This is a genomic window from Bacillus sp. BB51/4 (assembly GCF_008368845.1).
GTDB classification, from domain to species: domain Bacteria; phylum Bacillota; class Bacilli; order Bacillales; family Bacillaceae_G; genus Bacillus_A; species Bacillus_A wiedmannii.
The window spans coordinates 18,643-41,592 of the sequence record NZ_QOSC01000030.1 but is presented as its reverse complement, the minus strand read 5'-3'; the positions used below and the strand labels follow the sequence as shown (position 1 = coordinate 41,592).

The window sequence follows — 22,950 nt, the reverse complement described above, 5'->3', positions numbered from 1 at the left end:
TAATTGAGAAGCTTATTTTGCTGTTTCGATATAATCTTGAAGCTCGTTTAAGATTCGCTCAGCGCCTTCTTTGCTTAAGATAATTTTACCTTCAGCTAAAGATAGGTTACCATCAGATACTTCACCAGTTACTTGGCAAGTCATGTTTGGCTTATATTTTTTTAAGATGATTTTCTCGTCATCAACGTAGATTTCAAGAGCATCCTTTTCTGCAATACCTAAAGTACGGCGTAATTCGATTGGAATTACTACACGACCTAATTCATCAACTTTACGAACGATACCAGTAGATTTCATAATTCTTTTCCTCCTAAAGAAATAGTTTATAAGTTTCGAGTCTATTTTCTAGATTCGTCATTTTTCGACAAAATACCCTATGGACATATGATACCAATCATTTACATTTCCGTCAATTCTTTAATTCTATATTTTTTAAAAAGATTTATAGATTTCTTACTTCTTATATATAATAGAATGAGAGTAATTTCTACTATTATTTCACTTTATTTTCAGAAAAATTTATAGATTGTAAGTAAGGACTGTATATTTTCTTGAAATATGAGCAATAGATGATAAAGATATTAAGTATTAACTCGTTTTTAACTCGCTATTTGCCAAGCAGTAAGATTCTAAATTTAAAATTTGGCTGGAGCAAAGAAGTTAAGTTGGATTCGGATTGCTCGTAAAAGCCTGATTGGTGCGGGCTAATAATCCGCGGGAGTGAACAAAACCCCCACAGATTAAAGTTTCACTTTATATATAAGTTTTTGATATACTATTTATAAATACATATGAGGTTATCCGGGAGGTCCAAAACAATGACAGAGGAAAATAAGTCCTTTTATATTACTACCCCAATTTATTATCCAAGTGGAAAATTACACATTGGACATGCTTATACAACAGTAGCAGGAGATGCGATGGCACGATATAAGCGTATGCAAGGATACAATGTTCATTATTTAACAGGAACTGATGAGCATGGACAGAAGATCCAAAAGAAAGCAGAAGAATTAAATGTTACACCACAAGCATATGTGGATAACATTGTTGCAGGAATTAAAGAGCTTTGGGAGAAAATGGATATCTCTTATGATGATTTTATTCGTACAACTGAAGATCGTCATAAAGATGTTGTTGAAAAAATCTTCAAGCAACTAGTAGATCAAGGTGATATTTATCTTGATGAATATGAAGGTTGGTATTCTGTACAAGATGAGACATTCTATACAGAGCATCAATTAGTAGATCCAATTATGGAAGGTGAAAAAGTAGTTGGAGGAAAAAGCCCAGATAGTGGTCATGATGTAGAACTTGTTCGTGAAGAATCGTATTTCTTTAGAATGGGTAAATATGTCGACAGACTATTAAAATTCTATGAAGATAATCCACATTTCATTCAGCCAGAGTCTCGTAAGAATGAGATGATTAATAACTTCATTAAACCAGGCCTAGAAGATTTAGCTGTTTCCCGTACTTCATTTGACTGGGGAGTTCGTGTTCCAGGTAACCCGAAACACGTTATTTACGTATGGGTTGACGCATTATCTAACTACATTACAGCATTAGGTTATGGAACAGAAAATGAAGAGATGTATAAGAAGTTCTGGCCAGCTGATGTACATTTAGTTGGAAAAGAAATCGTTCGTTTCCATACAATTTATTGGCCAATCATTTTAATGGCATTAGATTTACCTCTTCCGAAAAAAATCTTTGCTCATGGTTGGATTTTAATGAAGGATGGAAAGATGAGTAAGTCAAAAGGAAACGTAGTAGATCCAGTTACTTTAATCGATCGTTACGGATTAGATGCATTACGTTATTACTTACTTCGTGAAGTTCCATTCGGATCTGATGGCGTATTCACACCAGAAGGATTTGTGGAGCGCATTAATTTCGATTTAGCAAATGACTTAGGTAACTTATTAAATCGTACAGTAGCTATGATTGATAAGTACTTTAACGGAGAAATCCCTGCATTTAAAGAAAATGTAACGGAATTCGATGAAACGTTAGTAACGTTTGCAAAAGATACATTGAAAAAAGTAGAAGAGGCAATGGAGAATATGGAATTCTCTGTAGCGCTAAGCTCAATTTGGCAATTGGTTAGCCGTGCAAATAAATATATTGATGAAACACAACCATGGGTATTAGCGAAAGATGAGAATGATCGTGAAAAATTAGCTTCTGTAATGGCTCACTTAGCAGAGGTGCTTCGTCAAACAGGTATTATGCTTATGCCGTTCCTAACAGTAGCACCAAGTAAGATGTTTGCTCAGCTTGGACTTACTGAAGAGGCACATAAATCTTGGGAAAGCCTATCTACAATTGGCTGTATTCCAGTTGGAACAAAAGTAGAAAAAGGAAACCCGATTTTCCCGCGTTTAGAAATGGAAGTAGAAGTAGGTTACATTAAAGAACAAATGAAAAGCTCTGCTCCTAAAGTAGAAGAGAAAAAAGAAGAAGAACCGAAAGCAGAAGAAATTACAATTGATGATTTCTTTAAAGTAGAATTACGCGTAGCTGAAGTACTATCAGCTGAACCTGTGAAAAAAGCAGATAAGTTGTTAAAAATTCAGTTGGATTTAGGTACAGAAAAGCGTCAAGTTGTTTCAGGAATTGCAAAATTCTATTCGCCGGAAGACCTAAAAGGTAAAAAGGTTATTTGTGTAACAAACTTAAAACCTGTAAAATTACGCGGTGAATTATCACAAGGTATGATTTTAGCGGGTGAAGAAAATGGCGTATTATCATTAGCATCAATTGACCAAAATCTACCAAACGGTACAAAAATCAAGTAATTAAGACAAGAAAAGAGATGTTTCACGTGTAACATGTGTGAAGCGTCTTTTTTCTTTTTACACTCTCTATTTTTGCATTAAAATTATAGTATTGTTATCGTTAAGTTATTAAAGAGCTTATTTTTTAGAATAAACTTGATTTCAATATAAAAGGAGTTATGTATTATGTTGTTTGATACACATTCACATTTGAATGCAGAGCAATTTGAAGAAGATTTGCAAGAGGTTATTGCACGAATGAAAGAAGCGGGAGTTACCTATACAGTTGTTGTTGGTTTTGATGAAGTAACGATAAAAAAGGCGATTGAATTAGCTGAAACTTATGATTTTATTTACGCTGCAGTTGGATGGCATCCAGTTGATGCAATTGACATGACAGAAGAACATCTAGCTTGGTTAGAAGAACTTGCTTCTCATCCTAAAGTCGTTGCACTTGGAGAGATGGGATTAGATTATCATTGGGATAAGTCTCCAAAAGAAATACAGAAGGAAGTATTCCGTAAACAAATTGCATTAGCCAAAAAGGTGAAATTGCCGATTATTATACATAACCGCGATGCAACTCAAGATATTGTTGATATTCTAGAAGAAGAGAATGCAGCTGAAGTGGGAGGCATTATGCATTGCTTTAGCGGCAGCGTAGAAGTAGCAGAGCGATGTGTTGATATGAACTTTTTAATTTCGTTAGGCGGACCAGTTACATTTAAAAATGCTAAGAAGCCGAAAGAAGTTGCTGTGGAGATTCCATTAGAGAAATTGTTAATAGAGACAGATTGTCCATATTTAACACCACATCCATTTCGAGGAAAACGAAATGAACCGAGTTATGTAAAACTCGTAGCAGAAGAAATTGCGAATTTAAAAGGAATTTCTTATGAGGAAGTAGCAGAAATAACAACAAAAAATGCAAAAACTTTATTTGGTGTTGAATAAAAAGGAGTGGGAGAACCCATTCTTTTTTATTTTTGTGAAAAAATAAGGGCGAATGAGGAAGTGTTACAATAAGAAGAGAGAACAAAGTTTTGGACATTCTATTTTTTAAAATGTAAGAATGGGGAAAATAATAATGGAAAAGTCGTCATTTTTTTGTTTTACTAAGTAGAGACGAAACGAGTGTGGAGGCAAGCATGAAAATTAAAGAGATTATCGTTGTAGAAGGTAAAGATGATACAGTTGCGATTAAGCGTGCTGTTGATGCGGATACAATTGAAACAAACGGTTCAGCAATCGGTGATCATGTTATTGAGCAAGTTAAATTAGCGCTACAAAAACGGGGCGTTATTATTTTCACAGATCCGGATTATCCTGGAGAGCGTATTCGAAAAATTATTTCTGATAAGGTGCCTGGATGTAAACATGCTTTTTTACCGAAGGAAGAAGCACTTGCCAAAAGGAAAAAGGGTGTCGGGATTGAACATGCTTCTAATGAATCAATTCGCCGTGCTTTAGAGAATATACATGAAGAAATGGAAGCTTACACAAGTGAAATTAGTTGGAGCGATTTAGTCGATGCAGGCTTAGTGGGCGGAGAAATGGCAAAGAGTCGCAGAGAAAGAATGGGTAAGCTATTAAAGATTGGTTATACAAACGCAAAACAGTTACATAAACGTTTACAAATGTTTCAAGTTTCAAAAGAATCGTTTGCAGAAGCTTATAAGCAAGTCATACAGGAGGAAAGAAAATGAAGGATATCGCAACGCCAAATCGTACGAAAGACATTGTTGAAAAGTATGGATTTTCATTCAAAAAAAGTTTAGGACAAAATTTTTTAATTGATACGAATGTATTAAATCGTATTGTCGATCACGCTGAAATTGGTTCAGAAAGTGGTGCAATTGAAATTGGACCAGGTATCGGTGCGTTAACAGAACAATTAGCGAAGCGTGCTAAAAAAGTAGTGGCTTTTGAAATTGATCAGAGATTATTACCGATTTTAGATGAGACGTTAGCGCCATATAGCAACGTTACAGTTATAAATAAAGACGTACTAAAGGCAGATGTACATGAGGTGTTTAGTGAGCAATTTGAGGAAGGGCAAGATGTAATGGTAGTAGCGAACTTACCGTACTATATTACAACGCCAATTTTATTTAAATTGTTGGAAGAGAAATTACCGGTTCGTGGATTTGTTGTTATGATGCAAAAAGAAGTTGGAGATCGTTTAGCTGCTAAACCTGGAACGAAAGAGTATGGTTCTTTATCCATTGCTATTCAGTATTATACAGAGGTAGAAACAGTTATGACTGTACCACGTACAGTGTTTGTGCCACAACCAAATGTTGATTCTGCGATTATTCGTCTCCTAAAGCGCCCGAAACCAGTTGTAGAAGTAACAGATGAGACATTTTTCTTTGAAGTAGTACGAGCAAGTTTTGCACAGCGTCGTAAAACTTTAATGAATAATTTATCAAATAATTTAAATGGTTTCCCGAAAGATAAAGAGCTTTTGGATCGAATTTTAACAGAAGTAGGAATTGATCCAAAACGAAGAGGCGAAACGCTATCTATAGAGGAGTTTGCAACATTAAGTAATGCATTAGTTCTTCATAAATTGTCATAAGAATAGAAAAGGGACAGTTCAACTTGAACTGTCCCTTTTGTCACCTTTCCTCTCCTACATTCATACTTTAAAAACAGGTAAGATGGCCTAACGAGTTTGGAGGTAGGAGAATGGCTTTACATGTTGGAGAATTAGTGGAACGATATTCTCATAATAGGGATATCCTTTTTCGTATTATAGAAATAAAAGGCGAGATAGCTATATTATTTGGGGAGGAAATTAGACTGGTGGCAGATGCGCCACTTGAAGATTTAATTAGTATAGACCAACGAGAACATAAAAAAAGAGCGAAGCGTGAGAAAGAAACGATGGAGCGTACGTATCGTTTGTTTCAACAAGATTATGTATTAATGAAACAAAGGCATGAACACACTTCAACGGGTGGATATACAAGTGAGGTAAATTATTTTCAAATGCCAGGACGTGTATTGCATATAGATGGAGACCCGTTATATTTGCGCAAGTGCTTAGACTTATATAATAAAATTGGTGTTCCTGTACAAGGTATTCATTGTAAAGAAACAGAGATGCATGAAAAGGTAGTAGATTTAATAGATCATTTTCGTCCGGACATTCTAGTTATTACAGGGCACGATGCATATACAAAATCAAAAGGGGTAAAGGGAGATTTAGCAGCATATAGGCATTCAAGGCATTTTGTACAGGCTGTTCGAGAAGTGAGAAAAAAATATCCATCATTGGATCAACTCGTTATTTTTGCTGGGGCATGCCAATCACACTTTGAAGCATTAATTCGAGCAGGTGCTAATTTTGCTAGTTCACCATCTAGAATTAATATTCACGCACTAGATCCTGTATATGTGGTTGGAAAAATTAGTTTTACGTCATTTATGGAAAGAGTAAATGTATGGGATGTTGTACGTAATACGATTACCGGCGAAAAGGGACTTGGCGGTATTGAGACGAGGGGAATTTTACGAACTGGATTACCCTTTCAACATTATGAAGAATAAGCAAGGTACATATGTATCTTGCTTTTTTGTATGGGAAGGATTTAAATCAGCTTGGATAAAAAGAGACAAGAACGCGCAGACTACATAATGATACTTTTACAATATAGTATTTCTTCTATCTATTTGAACGCATGATGCTTTTATAATGATATTGTCTGTGAGTTGCGGTTAATAATTGGGATAGATATATCGTGTTTTAAGTGTTCAATCTAAATTACAGCGAGGTGTAACGAAGTATATGTCAAAACGTTTAGATGAAATTAAAAGCGAATTAGATCACCATCTTGGACAGAGACTGATGTTAAAGGCAAATAGTGGGAGAAGAAAAACAGTAGAACAATCAGGTGTACTTGCAGAAACGTACCGTTCTGTTTTTGTCGTACAATTGGATCAGCAAGAAGATGCGTTGCAACGTGTATCATATAGCTATGCGGATGTTTTAACAGAGACAGTAGAGTTAACGTTTTATGGTGAACCTCATAATGAAGTGATTTTATAATTCATGTATCGTTACATATATTCCCACAAATGAAAAGCTATATTATTTTGCATACTAATTATACCGTAGCAAAATAAGGAGGGACTCTGCATTGAGTAGACGAAGAGGTGTCATGTCAAATCAATTTAAAGAAGAGCTTGCAAAAGAGCTAGGCTTTTATGATGTTGTTCAGAAAGAAGGCTGGGGCGGAATTCGTGCGAAAGATGCTGGTAACATGGTGAAACGTGCTATAGAAATTGCAGAACAGCAATTAATGAAACAAAACCAGTAGTTGTAAGATACTTTCTATGCTACGGTAGCCGAGGAGTGATTCCTCGGCTTTTTGTACTCGAAAAGGTGCCATCATTTTACATAAGTAGTTTCATTCTGAATGCTTTTCGTTATAATTAGGGAAGTGTCATCGTCTTACTATAAATTTATGGTAAAATAAACGATAAAAGATTGAGTACATAGAGTGGGTGAATAGATTGAAGCTACTAGTGAAAGCACCAGCAAAGATTAATCTGTCGTTAGATGTACTGGGAAAAAGACAAGACGGATATCATGAAGTGAAAATGATTATGACAACAATTGATTTAGCGGATCGTTTAGAACTAATGGAATTAGCAGAAGACCGTATTGAAATTTTATCCCATAATCGGTATGTCCCAGACGACCAAAGAAATTTAGCTTATCAAGCAGCGAAATTATTAAAAGAGAAGTTTAATGTGAAAAAAGGTGTATCTATTACTATTGAAAAAACGATTCCAGTAGCAGCTGGATTAGCAGGTGGAAGTAGTGATGCAGCAGCGACATTACGTGGCCTTAATAAATTATGGAATTTAGGGCTTACAATTGATCAGTTAGCAGAGCTTGGCGCAAAAATTGGATCAGATGTATCGTTTTGTGTATATGGTGGGACAGCAATTGCCACTGGAAGAGGAGAGCAAATTGAGCACATAAAAACTCCACCTTCTTGTTGGGTTATTTTAGCAAAACCCCATATTGGTGTATCTACTGCTGATGTGTATGGAAATTTAAAGTTAAATCGAGTTACACATCCAAATGTAGATAAAATGGTTAACGTCATAAATGCTGGGGACTACAAAGGGATTTGTGATACTGTTGGTAATGTTTTAGAAGATGTAACGTTTGCGATGCATCCTGAAGTTGCACGTATTAAGGCACAGATGAAGCGATTTGGGGCGGATGCCGTATTAATGAGTGGAAGTGGCCCAACCGTATTTGGTCTTGTGCACCATGATTCGCGAATGCATCGTATATATAACGGATTAAAAGGATTTTGTGAACAAGTATACGCAGTACGTTTATTAGGAGAGCGAGAAACGCTTGAATAAAGACGTATAATACGTTATGATTTGTTTAGAATATTCGTGATTTGAGGTGAGAGTATGAAAATTAGACGAAGTACAAGATTAGTCGATATGACGTATTACTTGTTACAAAACCCTCGTCAGCTAGTTTCTCTCACTTTTTTTGCTGAAAGGTATCAATCAGCTAAGTCTTCCATTAGTGAAGATTTAGTTATTATTAAGCAAACGTTTGAACAACAAGGGGTCGGCACATTGCAAACGGTACCAGGAGCAGCAGGAGGAGTGAAATATATACCATATATAAGTGAGGAAGAGGCAGATTTAATTATTGGTGAGCTTTGTAGCTTATTTGAAAATCCAGATCGTATTTTGCCTGGTGGTTACTTATATATGACAGATCTTTTAAGTAATCCTCGCCATATTAATGGCGCAGGTCGTTTGTTTGCTTCTGTTTTTGCTAGGCAACCAATTGATGCGGTTATGACGGTGGCAACGAAGGGGATTCCACTTGCTTATGCGGTGGCAAATTACTTAGATGTACCGGTAGTAATTGCAAGGAAAGATAATAAGGTAACAGAAGGCCCAACTGTTAGTATTAACTATGTATCAGGTTCTTCTAAGCGAATTCAAACAATGACGTTAGCAAAGCGTAGCCTTCCAGAGGGATCAAATGTTTTAATTATTGATGACTTCATGAAAGCCGGCGGGACAATTCAAGGTATGATGAGTATGTTAGAAGAGTTTAAGGCTAATGTTGTTGGTATTGGTGTATTAGTAGAATCCACGGATATTGAAGAACGACTAATTAATAATTTTGTATCATTAATTCGTCTATCAGAAGTTGATGTGAAAGAAAAAGCGATTCAAGTGGAAAAGGGAAATTATTCACTGGCACCATTTGATGAAGGGCTTGTAGAGGCTGAGTAAAAAGGTAAAGCAGATCGCTTTATCTTTTTTTTATTCTATTTATAAATTATAAAATAGATGGACAAACTGCTTTTCGTGCACTATTTTTAAAGAGTAAAAATAAATAATAAAAGGGTGAAAAAATATGAAAGTTGTTCAAACAAGCAATGCACCACAAGCAATTGGACCATATTCACAAGGGATTATTGTAAATAATATGTTTTACAGTTCAGGACAAATTCCGTTAACTGCAAGTGGAGAGCTTGTAGCAGGAGACGTGACAGTACAAACAGAGCAAGTATTTCAAAATTTACAAGCGGTATTAGAAGAAGCAGGTGCTTCATTTGATACAGTAGTAAAAACAACAGTATTCTTAAAAGATATGGATGATTTTAATGCTGTTAATGAAGTATACGGCTCTTATTTCTCTACTCATAAGCCAGCTCGTTCTTGTGTACAAGTAGCAAAATTACCGAAAGATGTTTCAATTGAAATCGAAGTAATTGCCCTAGTTAAGTAATCTTTTGTAAGCGATAACCTCCACTAATCTCTATATTCAATTACATTAAAAATTTTTATCTTAAAAATTTTTAAAAAATTAAAGGGAAAATAGAAATTTTGTGGAATTTATACAAATATATCGCTTATTTAGAAAAGGGTGGTGAACACAAGATGGAAGTGACTGACGTAAGATTACGCCGCGTAAACACAGAAGGCCGCATGAGAGCAATTGCCTCTATTACTCTAGACCATGAATTTGTTGTTCATGATATTCGTGTAATTGATGGTAATAATGGATTATTTGTAGCAATGCCAAGTAAACGTACTCCAGATGGAGAATTCCGTGACATTGCACATCCAATTAATTCTAATACACGCTCTAAAATTCAAGATGCGGTTTTAACAGAGTATCATCGTTTAGGCGAGTTAGAAGAGGTTGAGTTTGAAGAAGCGGGTGCTTCGTAAAATTCGAATGAAAAGGGCTTTTTAAAGAAATCCCTATAATTTTGCAACAAACTCCTGTAAGCATTTACAGGAGTTTGTTTTTTTTTGTGTGGCTTTATCTATTTTCGTACGGAAAATTCTGAATTTATTAAAGTGAAGAGAAAAACTTCTAATTTTTTCAAAATCATTTTAAATAGTATAGCTTATTTCTTAAAAAAGATACTAAAGAGTAAAACATCGTATAAGAATTATGGTAAAATTTAATAGTTAAAATGTGTTTCTTGAAATATATGATGATTTAGGATAATATCGTTAATGGATAAATAGGTTGCGATGGAGGGTCTATATGTCAAACAGATTTGCAGTGATTCTAGCTGCAGGCAAAGGCACACGTATGAAGTCTAAGCTATACAAAGTGCTTCATCCTGTATGTGGAAAACCTATGGTACAGCATGTTGTCGATCAAGTAACGCAATTAGGATTGCAGAAACTTGTAACAGTCGTAGGACATGGTGCTGAAATGGTACAAGAACAGCTAGGAAACGTAAGTGAGTTTGCATTACAAGCAGAACAACTTGGTACAGCACATGCTGTCGATCAAGCTGCAAGTGTACTTGCAAATGAAGAAGGAACAACTTTAGTTATTTGTGGTGATACGCCGCTAATAACTGCTGAAACGATGGAAGCATTGCTTCAGCAACATAAAGAAGCAGGGGCAATGGCAACGGTGCTAACAGCTTACATAGAAGAACCTGCTGGATATGGTCGTATCGTTCGTAATGAGAATGGTCATGTTGAAAAGATTGTTGAGCATAAGGATGCAAATGAGAAAGAATTAGCTATTAAAGAAATCAATACAGGTACGTATTGTTTTGATAATAAAGCTTTATTCGCCTCACTTTCTAAAGTTTCAAATGATAACGTACAAGGTGAATATTACCTGCCAGATGTTATTGAGATTTTAAAAAATGAAGGTCATATCGTATCGGCTTATCAAACAGAGCACTTCGATGAAACGTTAGGTGTTAACGACAGAGTCGCTCTATCGCAAGCGGAAATTATTATGAAAAACCGTATCAACCGTAAAAACATGGTAAATGGTGTTACAATTATTGATCCAAGTAACACGTATATTTCTGCTGATGCAATTATCGGTAGTGATACAGTTCTTCATCCAGGAACAATTATTGAGGGGAATACTGTAATTGGTTCTGATTGTGAAATTGGACCGCACACAGTAATTCGCGATAGTGAAATTGGAGATCGTACGACAATTCGACAATCTACTGTACATGATAGTAAACTTGGTACAGAAGTATCGGTTGGTCCATTTGCACATATTCGCCCAGATTCAGTTATTGGAGATGAAGTACGCGTTGGAAACTTCGTGGAAATCAAAAAAACTGTTTTTGGTAATAGAAGTAAAGCTTCACACTTAAGTTATATCGGGGATGCACAAGTTGGAGAAGACGTGAATCTTGGTTGTGGTTCAATTACGGTGAACTATGACGGTAAGAATAAATTCAAAACTGTGATTGGTAACGGGGTATTTATTGGATGTAATTCAAACCTTGTTGCTCCTGTAACAGTTGAAGATGGTGCTTATGTGGCAGCAGGCTCTACAATTACAGAGAATGTTCCATCAAAAGCATTATCTGTAGCACGTGCACGTCAAGTTAACAAAGAAGACTATGTTGATCAATTGCTGAATAAGAAAAAATCATAATGTGGAGGGTTAATCTAGATGTCGACTCAATATCTAAATTCTAATTTGAAAGTATTCTCTTTAAACTCTAATAAGGAACTTGCTGAGCAAATTGCAAAGCACATTGGAGTAGGACTAGGAAAATGTTCTGTTGATCGTTTTAGTGATGGAGAAGTTCAAATTAACATTGAAGAAAGTATCCGTGGTTGCGATGTATTCATTATTCAATCTACAAGCTTCCCAGTAAACGAACATATCATGGAATTACTTATTATGATCGATGCATTAAAGCGTGCATCTGCAAAAACAATTAATATTGTTATTCCTTACTATGGTTATGCGCGTCAAGACCGTAAAGCGCGTTCTCGTGAACCAATTACATCGAAACTTGTAGCAAACTTGCTTGAAACGGCAGGTGCAACTCGTGTAATCACTCTAGATTTACATGCTCCACAAATTCAAGGGTTCTTTGATATCCCAATCGACCACCTAATGGGTGTACCGATTCTTTCAGATTACTTTGAAACAAAAGGTCTTAAAGATATCGTAATCGTGTCACCTGACCACGGTGGGGTAACTCGTGCTAGAAAAATGGCAGATCGTCTAAAAGCACCAATCGCTATTATTGATAAGCGTCGCCCTCGTCCGAACGTATCAGAGGTAATGAACATTATCGGTAATATTGAAGGTAAAACAGCAATTTTAATTGATGACATCATTGATACAGCTGGTACAATTACATTAGCAGCAAACGCTCTTGTTGAGAACGGTGCTTCTGAAGTATATGCTTGCTGTACACACCCAGTATTATCTGGTCCAGCAATTGAGCGTATCCAAAACTCAAATATTAAAGAGTTAGTTGTAACGAACTCTATCGTATTACCAGAAGAGAAGAAAATCGACAAAGTACATGAACTTTCAGTTGCTCCATTAATCGGAGAAGCAATCATTCGTGTATACGAAGAAGAATCTGTAAGTGTATTATTCAATTAATTGGATAGAATGAGACGTAACCAAGATTGGTTACGTCTTTTCGTATCGAAAAAAGAAAGTAGTGGTACAAGAATGAAATTGATAGTAGGACTTGGGAACCCGGGTAGAGAATATGAATTAACAAGGCATAATATTGGATTTATGGCGATTGATGAACTTGCGAAGCGTTGGAATATTTCTTTGAATGAACAAAAATTTAAAGGAATATTTGGTGCAGGATTTGTTAATGGAGAAAAAGTAATCTTATTAAAGCCACTTACATATATGAATTTATCTGGGGAAAGTATTCGACCACTCATGGATTACTATAAAATTGATGTTGAGGACTTCGTTGTTCTGTACGATGATTTAGACATCCCTGTAGGTAAATTACGCCTTCGTATGAAAGGTAGTGCTGGTGGACATAATGGTGTGAAATCAACAATTTCACATTTAGGAACACAAGAGTTTCAACGTATCCGTATGGGAATTGATCGTCCGAAAAATGGCATGAAGGTAGTAGATTACGTATTAGGACGTTTTACATCGGAAGAAATTCCTGATGTGAGTCATTCTATTGAAAAAGCAGCGGATGCATGTGAAGAATGGTTAAATAAACCTTTTCTTCAAATCATGAATACCTTCAATAGTTAAGGGTATGATTGGGAATATTTTGTCTTGCTTTTACCCATACTAGTAGTAATTGGATTTTTAGGAGGCTAGTATGGAAGGGTATTATTATTGCAGACATTGCGGGAGTAATGTAGGCTCCGTTACCGCAGAAAAAGTGTATAGCGACGTTTTATTTCAACTAACAGAGCAAGAAGTAGTAGAGATGATTCATTTTCATGAGAATGGAAATATATATATAAAAACGATTTGTGAATCGTGTCAAGAAACGCTCGCATCTTATCCTGAGTATTATGAATATGAAAAATTTCTGCAATAAAATGTTGTCGCTTTGGCATGTCCAAAGCATTTTTCTGTTTTCTTTTTCCAAAATATTTGCATAAAATATAGTGGCTTGCTCTTTATGTTGAGAGGGGTTTTGAAAATGATAGGTTTATTAGAGCAATTTTATAAAAATGAAGAGATCCAATCGGTTATTAATGGACTAGAAGATGGTTTAAAAGAACAACTTGTATCAGGTATGGCAACCTCTTCTCGTTCGTTATTAATGGCGGCCTTATATAAAAAAACAAAAAAATCACAACTTATTGTGACGCATAATTTATATCAAGCACAAAAAGTGCATGAAGATTTAGTGGCGTTACTTGGTGAAAAAGATGTGTGGTTATACCCAGTAAATGAATTGATAGCATCAGAAATTGGTGTTGCAAGCCCAGAATTGAAGGCGCAACGTATTGAAGTATTGAATCGTTTAGCGGCAGGAGAGAACGGGATTATTGTAGCGCCAGTTGCAGGACTACGCAGATTTTTACCAATGAAAGAGTTGTGGAAGCAAAGGCAAATCGAAATCAATCTAGGGCAAGAGATTGATTTAGATACATTCTTGCATACTTTACATCATATTGGTTATGAGCGTAAGTCGATGGTAGAAGCTCCTGGGGAATTCAGTTTGCGCGGGGGAATATTAGATATTTACCCATTAACTGAAGAGTTACCATTTCGTATTGAATTTTTCGATACAGAAGTTGATTCTATTCGATTATTTGATGTGGATGAACAGCGCTCTCAAGATAAAAAAGAAAGTGTTAGATTTGGTCCAGCAACAGAGTTTTTATTTTCACAGGAAGAATTGAAGTCGGGAATTGAGCATCTTGAGGAAGGCTTGACTAAGACGATGCAAAAACTTTCCGATGATAAATTGAAGACTACAGTGCTTGAAACGGTAAGTCATGAAATTGAGATGTTAAAAAACGGGCAAAGTATAGAACAGATGTTTAAATATTTATCTATTTTCTATAAAGAACCTGCTAGTCTGATAGATTATTTACCAGAAGATGGTATTGTGGTTTTAGATGAGATTTCCCGTATTCAAGAAACGGCATCACATCTTGAAACGGAAGAGGCGGAATGGTATATATCACTTCTTGGTGAGGGAACAATTATTCAAGATTTATCTTTCTCACACTCGTTTGAGGAATTTCTTCATCATAAAAAAAGAAGTTTTGTATATTTAACGTTATTCTTACGTCATATAGCACATACACATCCGCAAAACATTGTGAATGTGACATGTAAAACAATGCAAGATTTCCATGGGCAGATGCAGTTGTTGAAAACTGAAATTGATAGATGGAACGAAGGGCATTTTACGACTGTTGTGCTCGGCACAGATGATGAACGTGTAAAAAAACTACAACATATTTTAAGTGATTATGATATTGAGGCAGATATCGTAGAGGGCACAGATATATTATTGCCTGGAAGGTTACAAATTGCTGTAGGTGATTTACATGCAGGATTTGAAATGCCGATGCAAAAGCTTGTTGTTATTACTGAAAAAGAGCTTTTTCATAAAAAAGTTAAAAAATCACAACGTAAGCAGAAGTTATCTAATGCTGAACGTATTAAAAGTTATTCGGAATTAAAAGTTGGAGATTATGTAGTTCATGTAAATCATGGTATAGGTAAATTCTTAGGTATCGAGACACTAGAGATTAATGGTGTTCATAAAGATTACTTGAATATTAAATATCAAGGTAATGATAAGTTATACGTTCCAATTGAACAAATTGACCAAGTGCAGAAATATGTAGGATCTGAAGGTAAGGATCCTAAAGTTTATAAATTGGGCGGAAATGATTGGAAAAAGGTCAAAACAAAAGTTGAAAAATCTGTACAAGATATTGCGGATGACCTAATTAAACTATATGCTGAGCGCGAAGCTTCAAAGGGTTATGCATATACACCAGATACGGCAGAACAACAAGAATTTGAATCTTCTTTCCCATATCAAGAGACAGAGGATCAATTACGTTCTATTGACGAGATTAAGAAAGATATGGAACGTGGACGTCCGATGGATAGGCTTCTCTGTGGTGATGTAGGATATGGAAAGACGGAAGTAGCTATCCGTGCGGCATTTAAGGCAATTATGGATGAAAAACAAGTTGCAATTTTAGTGCCGACAACGATCCTTGCACAACAACACTATGAAACAATTCGAGAGCGTTTTCAAGATTATCCAATCAATATAGGATTATTAAGTAGATTCCGTACGAGAAAACAGCAAAATGAAACAATTAAAGGCTTAAAAGATGGTACGGTAGATATCGTAATCGGAACGCATCGTATTTTATCTAAAGATGTTACTTATAAAGATTTAGGTCTTCTTATTATTGATGAAGAACAAAGGTTTGGTGTAACACATAAAGAAAAAATTAAACAATTAAAAGCAAATGTTGACGTGTTAACATTAACGGCAACTCCGATTCCGCGTACACTCCATATGTCTATGCTTGGTGTGCGTGACTTATCTGTTATTGAGACACCGCCAGAAAATCGTTTCCCAGTCCAAACGTATGTAGTAGAGTATAATCCAGCGTTAATGCGAGAAGCGATAGAACGAGAGCTTGCAAGAGGTGGGCAAATTTACTTCCTATATAATCGTGTGGAGGATATCGAAAGAAAAGCAGATGAAATTTCGATGTTAGTTCCAGACGCGCGTGTAACGTATGCACATGGGAAAATGAACGAAGGTGAATTAGAGTCTGTTATGCTATCGTTTTTAGAAGGGCAGCATGATGTTCTTGTAAGTACAACAATTATTGAGACGGGTGTAGATATTCCGAATGTAAATACGTTAATTGTATTTGATGCAGATCGTATGGGATTATCGCAGTTGTATCAGCTTCGTGGTCGTGTTGGACGTTCTAATCGTGTTGCATATGCATACTTTGCATACAAACGAGATAAAGTGTTATCAGAAGTTGCAGAGAAGCGTCTGCAAGCCATTAAAGAGTTCACAGAGCTTGGATCAGGTTTCAAAATTGCGATGAGAGACTTATCCATTCGTGGTGCAGGTAACTTGTTAGGAGCCGAACAGCATGGATTTATTGATTCTGTCGGATTTGATCTATATTCTCAAATGTTAAAAGATGCAATTGAACAGCGTAGAGGAACAGATGGGGTTGAAAATACAGTTAATGTTGAAATTGATTTAGAAGTAGATGCATATTTACCAGATGCTTATATTTCAGATAGTAAACAAAAGATTATGATGTATAAACAGTTTAGAGGTGTTTCTGCAATTGAGGATATTGAAGAGTTGCAGGAAGAGATGATAGATAGATTTGGTGATTACCCGCAAGAAGTTGGTTACTTATTGCAAATTGCAAATATTAAAGTATTGGCAATGAAAGAACAAATTGAGTTAATTAAGCAAAATAAATTTGAAGTGACAATTCTGTTCTCAGAACAAGCAAGTCAAAATATTGATGGCGGAAAATTATTCATGCTCGGAAATAGTTTTGGACGTATGATTGGTCTAGGAATGGAAGGATCGCAATTGAAAATCGTTATGAAAACAAATGGTTTAGAGACATCGAAGTGGTTAACAATTGCTGAAAATTTATTAAAAGGCCTACCAGATGTAAAAAAAGAAGTCATAAATGCCTAATATAAGATAAAAAAATACAATTCGGCGTGCATAGAAGAACTAATGTGTAAAATACTATGTCTAACAGTTGGTGATTTTTACATGAACAGGTAAATTCACCACTTTGATCATCAGTAGAAAGTGAGGCAGCATTAGAATGAAAGCAACTGGAATCGTACGTCGAATTGATGATTTAGGTAGGGTAGTAATCCCGAAGGAAATTCGTAGAACTTTACGTATTCGAGAAGGAGACCCACTAGAAATATTTGTTGATCGCGATGGAGAAGTGATTTTGAAAAAATATTCTCCAATTAGTGAACTAGGTAATTTTGCAAAGGAATATACGGAAGCTTTATACGATAGCTTAGGACATAATGTGCTTGTATGCGATCGTGATTCTATTATCGCAGTAGCAGGCGTATCTAAAAAAGAATACTTAAATAAAAGTGTTGGCGATTTAATTGAGAAGACAATGGAAGAGCGTAAGTCTGTAATTATGACAGATGAAAGCGAAATTTCAATTATTGATGGAGTAACAGAAAAAGTGAGTTCCTATACAATTGGCCCGATTGTTGCGAATGGGGATCCAATTGGAGCTGTTGTTATCTTCTCTAAAGAGGATATTATAAGTGAAGTAGAGCATAAGTCAGTAAATACAGCTGCAAGCTTTTTAGCGAAACAAATGGAGCAGTAAGGCTATATCGAATTTTAGAAGTAGCAATCTTTCCTAATTATGATATTTCTTCTTGAGAAATCAAATATTTGGAGATATATGTATATTGAATGAAGGTAGCGCTTTGCTACCTTTTTTCGTTGAACATTTCTAGCGTTGCACGAACGTATTATTACTCGTGTAGGCAAGAAAGCTTGTTCTTTTCTTTATGATATAATACGAGGGGTGAGAATAGAAAAAGGAGTTTTTTTGTATGGAATCGAAGAAGTATCAAGCCTTTTGGCGTGGGGCTATTATATTAACAATCGCAAGTTTTGTTACAAAGGTATTAAGCGCTTTTTACCGTATTCCATATCAAAATATAGCGGGTGATATTGGTTTTTATATTTACCAACAAATTTATCCGTTTTATGGATTTTGTTTAATTTTAGCTACTTATGGGTTCCCCATTATAATTTCAAAAATGGTTGCGGAACGATTAGAGCGAGGGAAACAACAAGAAGCAGAAGAAATTATCTGTGTATCTTTTTGGTTTTTATTAGGAATTGGTTTCGTAGGCTTTTTTACATTGTTTTTTGGTGCCGAAACAATTGCAGCAGCCATGGGTGATATACACTTAGATAAGTTATTACGTGTTATTTCATTTTCATTCATATTGATGCCGTTTTTATCTGTAGCAAGAGGATATTTTCAGGGGTTCAATAATATGATGCCAACAGCTGTTTCGCAAGTGATAGAACAAACAATTCGTGTTTCTATTATTGTATTTTTATCTCTATTCCTAATTGCTCGCGGATTTGATTTATATACAGTCGGTGCAGGTGCTATGTTAGGTTCAATCGCAGGCGGACTAATTGGGATTATCGTACTTGTACTTTATATGCGTCATGACTTTCGTTCTATATTTTTTAAGAGTGTAAAGAGAATTAAGGGAAAAAAGAGGATCATTAAAATTCTGTTTTGGCAGGGATTGGCGATTTGTGTTAGTAACTTAGTACTTATTTTTATACAAATGGCTGATTCCATTTCCTTCTATTCCTTACTTATTGGGGCAGGAGAGCAAGCTGAAAGTGCAAAGGTATTAAAAGGTGTTTACGACAGAAGTATCCCGCTTATGCAATTAGGTACTGTCGTGACAACTTCTTTCTCATTGTCACTTATTCCAATTATTACAGCGGCGAAGGAAAGAGGAGATCTTTCCTTTATTCGAGAAAAGGTAAAGTTAGCAATGAAAATAACATTTGTTATTGGATTTGCAGCTGCCATTGGATTAACTTGTATTATTCAGCCTACGAATATTATGTTGTTTGAAAATAGTGATGGGTCAGATGTTTTATCCATTTTATCTTTATCTATTTTATTTAGTTCATTGTCGATTACAACTGCTTCTATTTTGCAAGGGTTAGGACAAACATTAAAACCAGCAATATTCGTTATATTTGGGGGTTGTTTAAAGTTAGTTTTAAATTATACATTAATGCCGTATTTTGGTGTGAAGGGAGCTGCAATTGCAACACTAGTTGCGTTAATTGTAATTTCTGTGCTAAATAGTGCATTACTTATGCAAGCTGTATCCGAATCGCTTATCGATAAGCGTAATATGTTAGGTGTAGTTATTAGTGGTATCGGTATGGGGTTTGTATTAATAATATTTATACGTTTGATGCAAATGTCTGGATTAGTAATTGATACAAGGCATAGAGGAATTGCAACACTTGAGGCATTGTTAGGTGTAGCTATCGGTGGATTAACATATGTGTTTTTAATTTTAAAATTACGTGTATTTACAAAAGCGGAAATAGGAACCGTTATGAAAAAAGAGAAAAAAGAAGGTTCATTGAAGAAGAGTGGATAGAGGTGGCAGGTTGTGAGTGGAATCATTACTATTTTAGGATTAGGTGCTGGTGAGTTAGATCAGTTAACGATGGGTGTATATCGAAAAATAAAAGAGGCAGATCACATGTTTGTTAGAACGAAGGAACATCCCGTTATAGAAGAGTTGGAGAAAGAAGGTATACAATATACAGCCTTTGACAGTGTATATGAAGCGCATGATACATTTGAAATTGTATATGAAACAATCGCGAATACATTGTTAGAACAAGCTGAAGGCACAGAAATCATCTATGCCGTGCCAGGGCATCCGCTTGTAGCGGAAAGAACGGTTCAGCTACTGTTGGAAAAAGGTGAAGTAGCGAATGTTGAAGTGCGCATTGAAGGTGGACAAAGTTTCCTTGATCCTATGTTTGCGAGTCTAAAGATTGATCCGATTGAAGGATTCCAATTAATTGACGCCACATCATTTGAAAGAGGACAATTAGAATTAAGTCAACATTTAATCTTTTGCCAAGTATATGACGCATTCGTTGCATCTGATGTGAAATTAACATTAATGGAGATGCTATCAGATGATTATGAAGTGTATATCGTAACAGCTGCAGGGACTTCATTTGAACAAGTTAAAAAGGTGCCGTTGTACATGTTAGATCATGAAACAGAGTTGAATAATTTAACGAGTGTATATGTACCACCAGTTAAAGAACGTGCGTCCTTGTATCAACAGTTTGATGTGCTTAGAGAAATTATTGCAGACCTTCGTGGACCGAATGGTTGTCCGTGGGATAAAAAGCAAACACATCAATCTTTAAAGAAGTATTTAATTGAGGAAGCTTATGAAGTGTTGGAAGCAATTGATGAAGAGGATGATGATCACTTAGTAGAAGAACTGGGTGATATATTATTACAAGTTATGTTGCATGCTCAAATCGGGGAGGATGAAGGTTGGTTCTCTATAGATGATATTATTCGAACTTTATCTGAGAAAATGGTTCGCCGCCACCCGCATGTATTTGGGAATACGGATGTAAATAATGCCGATGAAGTAATTGCCAATTGGGAAGAAATTAAAAAACAAGAAAAAGGATTCGTGAAAGAATCTGTTTTAAATGGGGTTCCAAAAAGTTTGCCACAGTTACTACGCGCCTATGAAATCCAGAAAAAAGCTGGCAAAGTTGGTTTCGATTGGGTTGATGTACAACCGATGATAGAGAAAGCCTTAGAAGAATGGCAAGAGTTCCAACAAGAAGTTACAAATATGGATGAGGCGAAAATGTTAGGTGAATTTGGCGATTTACTATTTGCGTTTGTGAATATAGCTCGTCATTATAAAATAGATCCCGAAGAGGCGTTACGTTCAACGAATGAGAAATTCGTCGGTCGTTTCTTATACATGGAAGCAAAGGTAGCTGAAATGAATAAAGAGATGCAAGATTTATCATTAGAGCAGTTAGACGTTTTATGGGAAGAGGCAAAACAAACAGAGCGTTAATAGGGGGATTTGATATGCGTCTAGATAAGTTTTTGAAAGTATCACGTTTAATTAAAAGAAGAACATTAGCGAAAGAAGTAGCTGATCAAGGAAGAATATCAATTAATGGTCAAGTGGCAAAAGCGAGTTCAGATGTAAAAGTAGCTGATGAATTAACAATTCGTTTTGGTCAAAAAATAGTAACTGTAAAAATAAACGAATTGAAAGAAACGACTAAAAAAGAAGATGCAGCAAATATGTATAGTTTAGTTCGCGAAGAAAAAGTAAAGGCTGAAGAAGGCTTGTTCTAAAATCAATTATCCCTTCATACATTACTATTAGCTAGTATAAATCTATGGGGGGATTTACGTGGATAATGGTTACTCACCTATGTCTTCTAATCAACAAAATGTTTCGGTAGAGCATGATATTATTATGCGTGGCAGGCGTGTAATTGATATTACCGGTGTAAAGCAGGTAGAGAGTTTTGATAGCGAGGAGTTTTTACTTGAGACCGTAATGGGTTTTTTAACAATTCGTGGTCAAAATTTGCAAATGAAAAATTTAGATGTAGAAAAAGGTGTTGTATCGATTAAAGGGAAAGTTCATGAGATGCTGTATATTGATGAGAATCAAGGGGAGAAAACTAAAGGATTCTTTAGTAAGTTGTTTAAATGAGCCTAACAATTCAGTTGTATACGATGCTCTCAATGATCGGAATGGGTGCTTGGATTGGAGCGTCTTTAGATACATACCAACGATTTTTAAAGCGGCAAGAACGTAAACGTTGGCTTGTATTTATACATGATATACTATTTTGGATTGTCCAAGCATTATTCGTTTTTTATGTACTGCTTCTTGTAAATGAAGCTGAACTACGTATATATGTATTTTTGGCATTATTATGTGGTTTTGCGGCATATCAAAGCTTATTGAAAGCAATATACATGAGACTGTTAAATTTTCTCATCTATATTTTTATGCAAACAACACACTTTTTTGTTCAAATTATAAAGCTACTCATGATAAAACCTGTTATTATTATAGCGCAGCTATTTATTGCATTTATATTATTCTTATTTCGTATACTGCTTTCAATTGGACATGTGTTATGGAAAATGGTGATTTGGATATTACTTTTCATATGGAAAGTTTTTTTCTGGCCTGTTCGATTTATTGCTTCGCTCATATGGAAACTTCTCCCTAATCGTGTTAAACTTTTTATAATGAAACATGTAGGGTTCCTGCAATATATAGCAAAATTGAAGGGACACATCTTCCAATTATGGGGGCGTATAAAAAAGAAGTTAGGGGGACCTCGGAAATGAGGGAACTGAGACAAAGAACAATCGAAAAACAGAGTCCAAATCCTGTTAAAGAGCATATAATACAAACGGATGAGAACAGGAAGCGACTTTATCGCCGTTTAGCGGTTTTTCTTGTCTTTGCTTTTACAATTATTGCGAGTATTAGTGTAACGTTTTATCAACAAAACAGTTCCATTAGAGCAAAAGAAGCAAAAGTTAAGGACATGAAAAAAGAACTGGATTCATTAACGAATAAAGAAAAGAGTCTAAAAGACGAAGTTCAAAAGTTGAATGATGAAGAGTACGTATTAAAGATTGCTAGAAGGGATTATTTCTTCTCTGGAAAAGGGGAGATAATTTTTCCTGTTTCTAAGTAGAGTATGTCTTATTGACACTATATTTTAGGATTATATATAATAAAGTA

At 35.5% G+C, this 22,950-nt stretch carries 24 protein-coding genes; 23 read left to right on the top strand and 1 reads right to left on the bottom strand.

Going from position 1 to position 22,950, the window contains the following annotated elements; genetic code table 11:
- Nucleotides 1-12: 12 nt before the first annotated feature.
- The gene (locus tag DN392_RS28675; protein WP_000843039.1) at nucleotides 13-297 is read right to left on the bottom strand and encodes an AbrB/MazE/SpoVT family DNA-binding domain-containing protein; all 285 of its coding nucleotides are present in this window, start codon (nucleotides 295-297) and stop codon (nucleotides 13-15) included.
- 521 nt (nucleotides 298-818) lie between these two features.
- On the opposite strand from DN392_RS28675, the gene metG reads away from it, so the two are divergent.
- From metG to divIC, 23 genes are all read left to right on the top strand, one after another.
- Complete coding sequence (gene metG, locus DN392_RS28670; RefSeq protein ID WP_000134154.1) at nucleotides 819-2,801, top strand: methionine--tRNA ligase; 1,983 nt, start codon at nucleotides 819-821, stop codon at nucleotides 2,799-2,801.
- Nucleotides 2,802-2,966: 165 nt separating this feature from the next.
- Entirely contained in the window at nucleotides 2,967-3,734 is a 768-nt protein-coding gene (locus tag DN392_RS28665; protein WP_000895837.1) for a TatD family hydrolase, read from the top strand.
- Between the two features lie 194 nt (nucleotides 3,735-3,928).
- Nucleotides 3,929-4,486 carry a ribonuclease M5 gene (gene rnmV, locus DN392_RS28660; RefSeq protein WP_000692830.1) on the top strand — a complete coding sequence of 186 codons (558 nt, stop codon included), beginning with the start codon at nucleotides 3,929-3,931 and terminating at the stop codon, nucleotides 4,484-4,486.
- Nucleotides 4,483-5,361, top strand: coding sequence for a 16S rRNA (adenine(1518)-N(6)/adenine(1519)-N(6))-dimethyltransferase RsmA (gene rsmA, locus DN392_RS28655; RefSeq protein ID WP_000651555.1), 879 nt, complete (start codon nucleotides 4,483-4,485; stop codon nucleotides 5,359-5,361). Before rnmV ends, rsmA begins: the two co-directional genes overlap by 4 nt.
- A 110-nt stretch (nucleotides 5,362-5,471) precedes the next feature.
- Nucleotides 5,472-6,335 carry a sporulation peptidase YabG gene (gene yabG, locus DN392_RS28650; protein WP_001173738.1) on the top strand — a complete coding sequence of 288 codons (864 nt, stop codon included), beginning with the start codon at nucleotides 5,472-5,474 and terminating at the stop codon, nucleotides 6,333-6,335.
- A gap of 238 nt (nucleotides 6,336-6,573) precedes the next feature.
- Nucleotides 6,574-6,834 carry a biofilm formation stimulator Veg gene (gene veg / locus DN392_RS28645; RefSeq protein ID WP_000044349.1) on the top strand — a complete coding sequence of 87 codons (261 nt, stop codon included), beginning with the start codon at nucleotides 6,574-6,576 and terminating at the stop codon, nucleotides 6,832-6,834.
- A gap of 91 nt (nucleotides 6,835-6,925) precedes the next feature.
- A complete protein-coding gene (gene sspF, locus DN392_RS28640; RefSeq protein WP_001985066.1) occupies nucleotides 6,926-7,105 on the top strand; it encodes an acid-soluble spore protein SspF in 180 nt (59 codons plus the stop codon).
- Between the two features lie 196 nt (nucleotides 7,106-7,301).
- Entirely contained in the window at nucleotides 7,302-8,171 is an 870-nt protein-coding gene (gene ispE, locus DN392_RS28635; protein WP_000772096.1) for a 4-(cytidine 5'-diphospho)-2-C-methyl-D-erythritol kinase, read from the top strand.
- A gap of 54 nt (nucleotides 8,172-8,225) precedes the next feature.
- A complete protein-coding gene (gene purR, locus DN392_RS28630; RefSeq protein ID WP_000702481.1) occupies nucleotides 8,226-9,074 on the top strand; it encodes a pur operon repressor in 849 nt (282 codons plus the stop codon).
- A gap of 124 nt (nucleotides 9,075-9,198) precedes the next feature.
- Nucleotides 9,199-9,573, top strand: a complete 375-nt coding sequence (locus DN392_RS28625; protein WP_000869826.1) for a RidA family protein — start codon at nucleotides 9,199-9,201, stop codon at nucleotides 9,571-9,573.
- Nucleotides 9,574-9,725: 152 nt separating this feature from the next.
- Entirely contained in the window at nucleotides 9,726-10,019 is a 294-nt protein-coding gene (gene spoVG / locus DN392_RS28620; RefSeq protein WP_000454042.1) for a septation regulator SpoVG, read from the top strand.
- A 325-nt stretch (nucleotides 10,020-10,344) separates the two neighbouring features.
- Complete coding sequence (gene glmU / locus DN392_RS28615; RefSeq protein WP_000071045.1) at nucleotides 10,345-11,724, top strand: bifunctional UDP-N-acetylglucosamine diphosphorylase/glucosamine-1-phosphate N-acetyltransferase GlmU; 1,380 nt, start codon at nucleotides 10,345-10,347, stop codon at nucleotides 11,722-11,724.
- A gap of 18 nt (nucleotides 11,725-11,742) precedes the next feature.
- Entirely contained in the window at nucleotides 11,743-12,696 is a 954-nt protein-coding gene (locus tag DN392_RS28610) for a ribose-phosphate diphosphokinase (RefSeq protein WP_000107420.1), read from the top strand.
- A gap of 72 nt (nucleotides 12,697-12,768) precedes the next feature.
- Nucleotides 12,769-13,329, top strand: coding sequence for an aminoacyl-tRNA hydrolase (gene pth, locus DN392_RS28605; RefSeq protein ID WP_078183735.1), 561 nt, complete (start codon nucleotides 12,769-12,771; stop codon nucleotides 13,327-13,329).
- 70 nt (nucleotides 13,330-13,399) lie between these two features.
- Entirely contained in the window at nucleotides 13,400-13,624 is a 225-nt protein-coding gene (locus DN392_RS28600) for an anti-sigma-F factor Fin family protein (protein WP_000399441.1), read from the top strand.
- A 105-nt stretch (nucleotides 13,625-13,729) separates the two neighbouring features.
- A complete protein-coding gene (gene mfd, locus DN392_RS28595) occupies nucleotides 13,730-17,260 on the top strand; it encodes a transcription-repair coupling factor (RefSeq protein WP_000579706.1) in 3,531 nt (1,176 codons plus the stop codon).
- 136 nt (nucleotides 17,261-17,396) lie between these two features.
- Nucleotides 17,397-17,933 (top strand): stage V sporulation protein T, encoded by a 537-nt coding sequence (spoVT, locus tag DN392_RS28590; RefSeq protein ID WP_000648313.1) that lies wholly within the window; start codon nucleotides 17,397-17,399, stop codon nucleotides 17,931-17,933.
- A gap of 232 nt (nucleotides 17,934-18,165) precedes the next feature.
- A complete protein-coding gene (locus DN392_RS28585; RefSeq protein WP_000444150.1) occupies nucleotides 18,166-19,767 on the top strand; it encodes a putative polysaccharide biosynthesis protein in 1,602 nt (533 codons plus the stop codon).
- 12 nt (nucleotides 19,768-19,779) lie between these two features.
- Complete coding sequence (yabN, locus tag DN392_RS28580; RefSeq protein ID WP_088321377.1) at nucleotides 19,780-21,240, top strand: bifunctional methyltransferase/pyrophosphohydrolase YabN; 1,461 nt, start codon at nucleotides 19,780-19,782, stop codon at nucleotides 21,238-21,240.
- 14 nt (nucleotides 21,241-21,254) lie between these two features.
- Nucleotides 21,255-21,530 (top strand): RNA-binding S4 domain-containing protein, encoded by a 276-nt coding sequence (locus DN392_RS28575; protein ID WP_001234876.1) that lies wholly within the window; start codon nucleotides 21,255-21,257, stop codon nucleotides 21,528-21,530.
- Between the two features lie 58 nt (nucleotides 21,531-21,588).
- Complete coding sequence (gene yabP, locus DN392_RS28570; RefSeq protein WP_000368630.1) at nucleotides 21,589-21,897, top strand: sporulation protein YabP; 309 nt, start codon at nucleotides 21,589-21,591, stop codon at nucleotides 21,895-21,897.
- Nucleotides 21,894-22,547: a spore cortex biosynthesis protein YabQ gene (yabQ, locus tag DN392_RS28565; protein WP_000059764.1), complete on the top strand. Its 654-nt coding sequence runs from the start codon at nucleotides 21,894-21,896 to the stop codon at nucleotides 22,545-22,547. The genes yabP and yabQ overlap by 4 nt, the downstream gene beginning before the upstream one ends.
- On the top strand, nucleotides 22,544-22,903 hold the full coding sequence (gene divIC, locus DN392_RS28560) for a cell division protein DivIC (protein ID WP_001208737.1): 360 nt from the start codon (nucleotides 22,544-22,546) through the stop codon (nucleotides 22,901-22,903). Before yabQ ends, divIC begins: the two co-directional genes overlap by 4 nt.
- The last annotated feature ends 47 nt before the right edge of the window (nucleotides 22,904-22,950 follow it).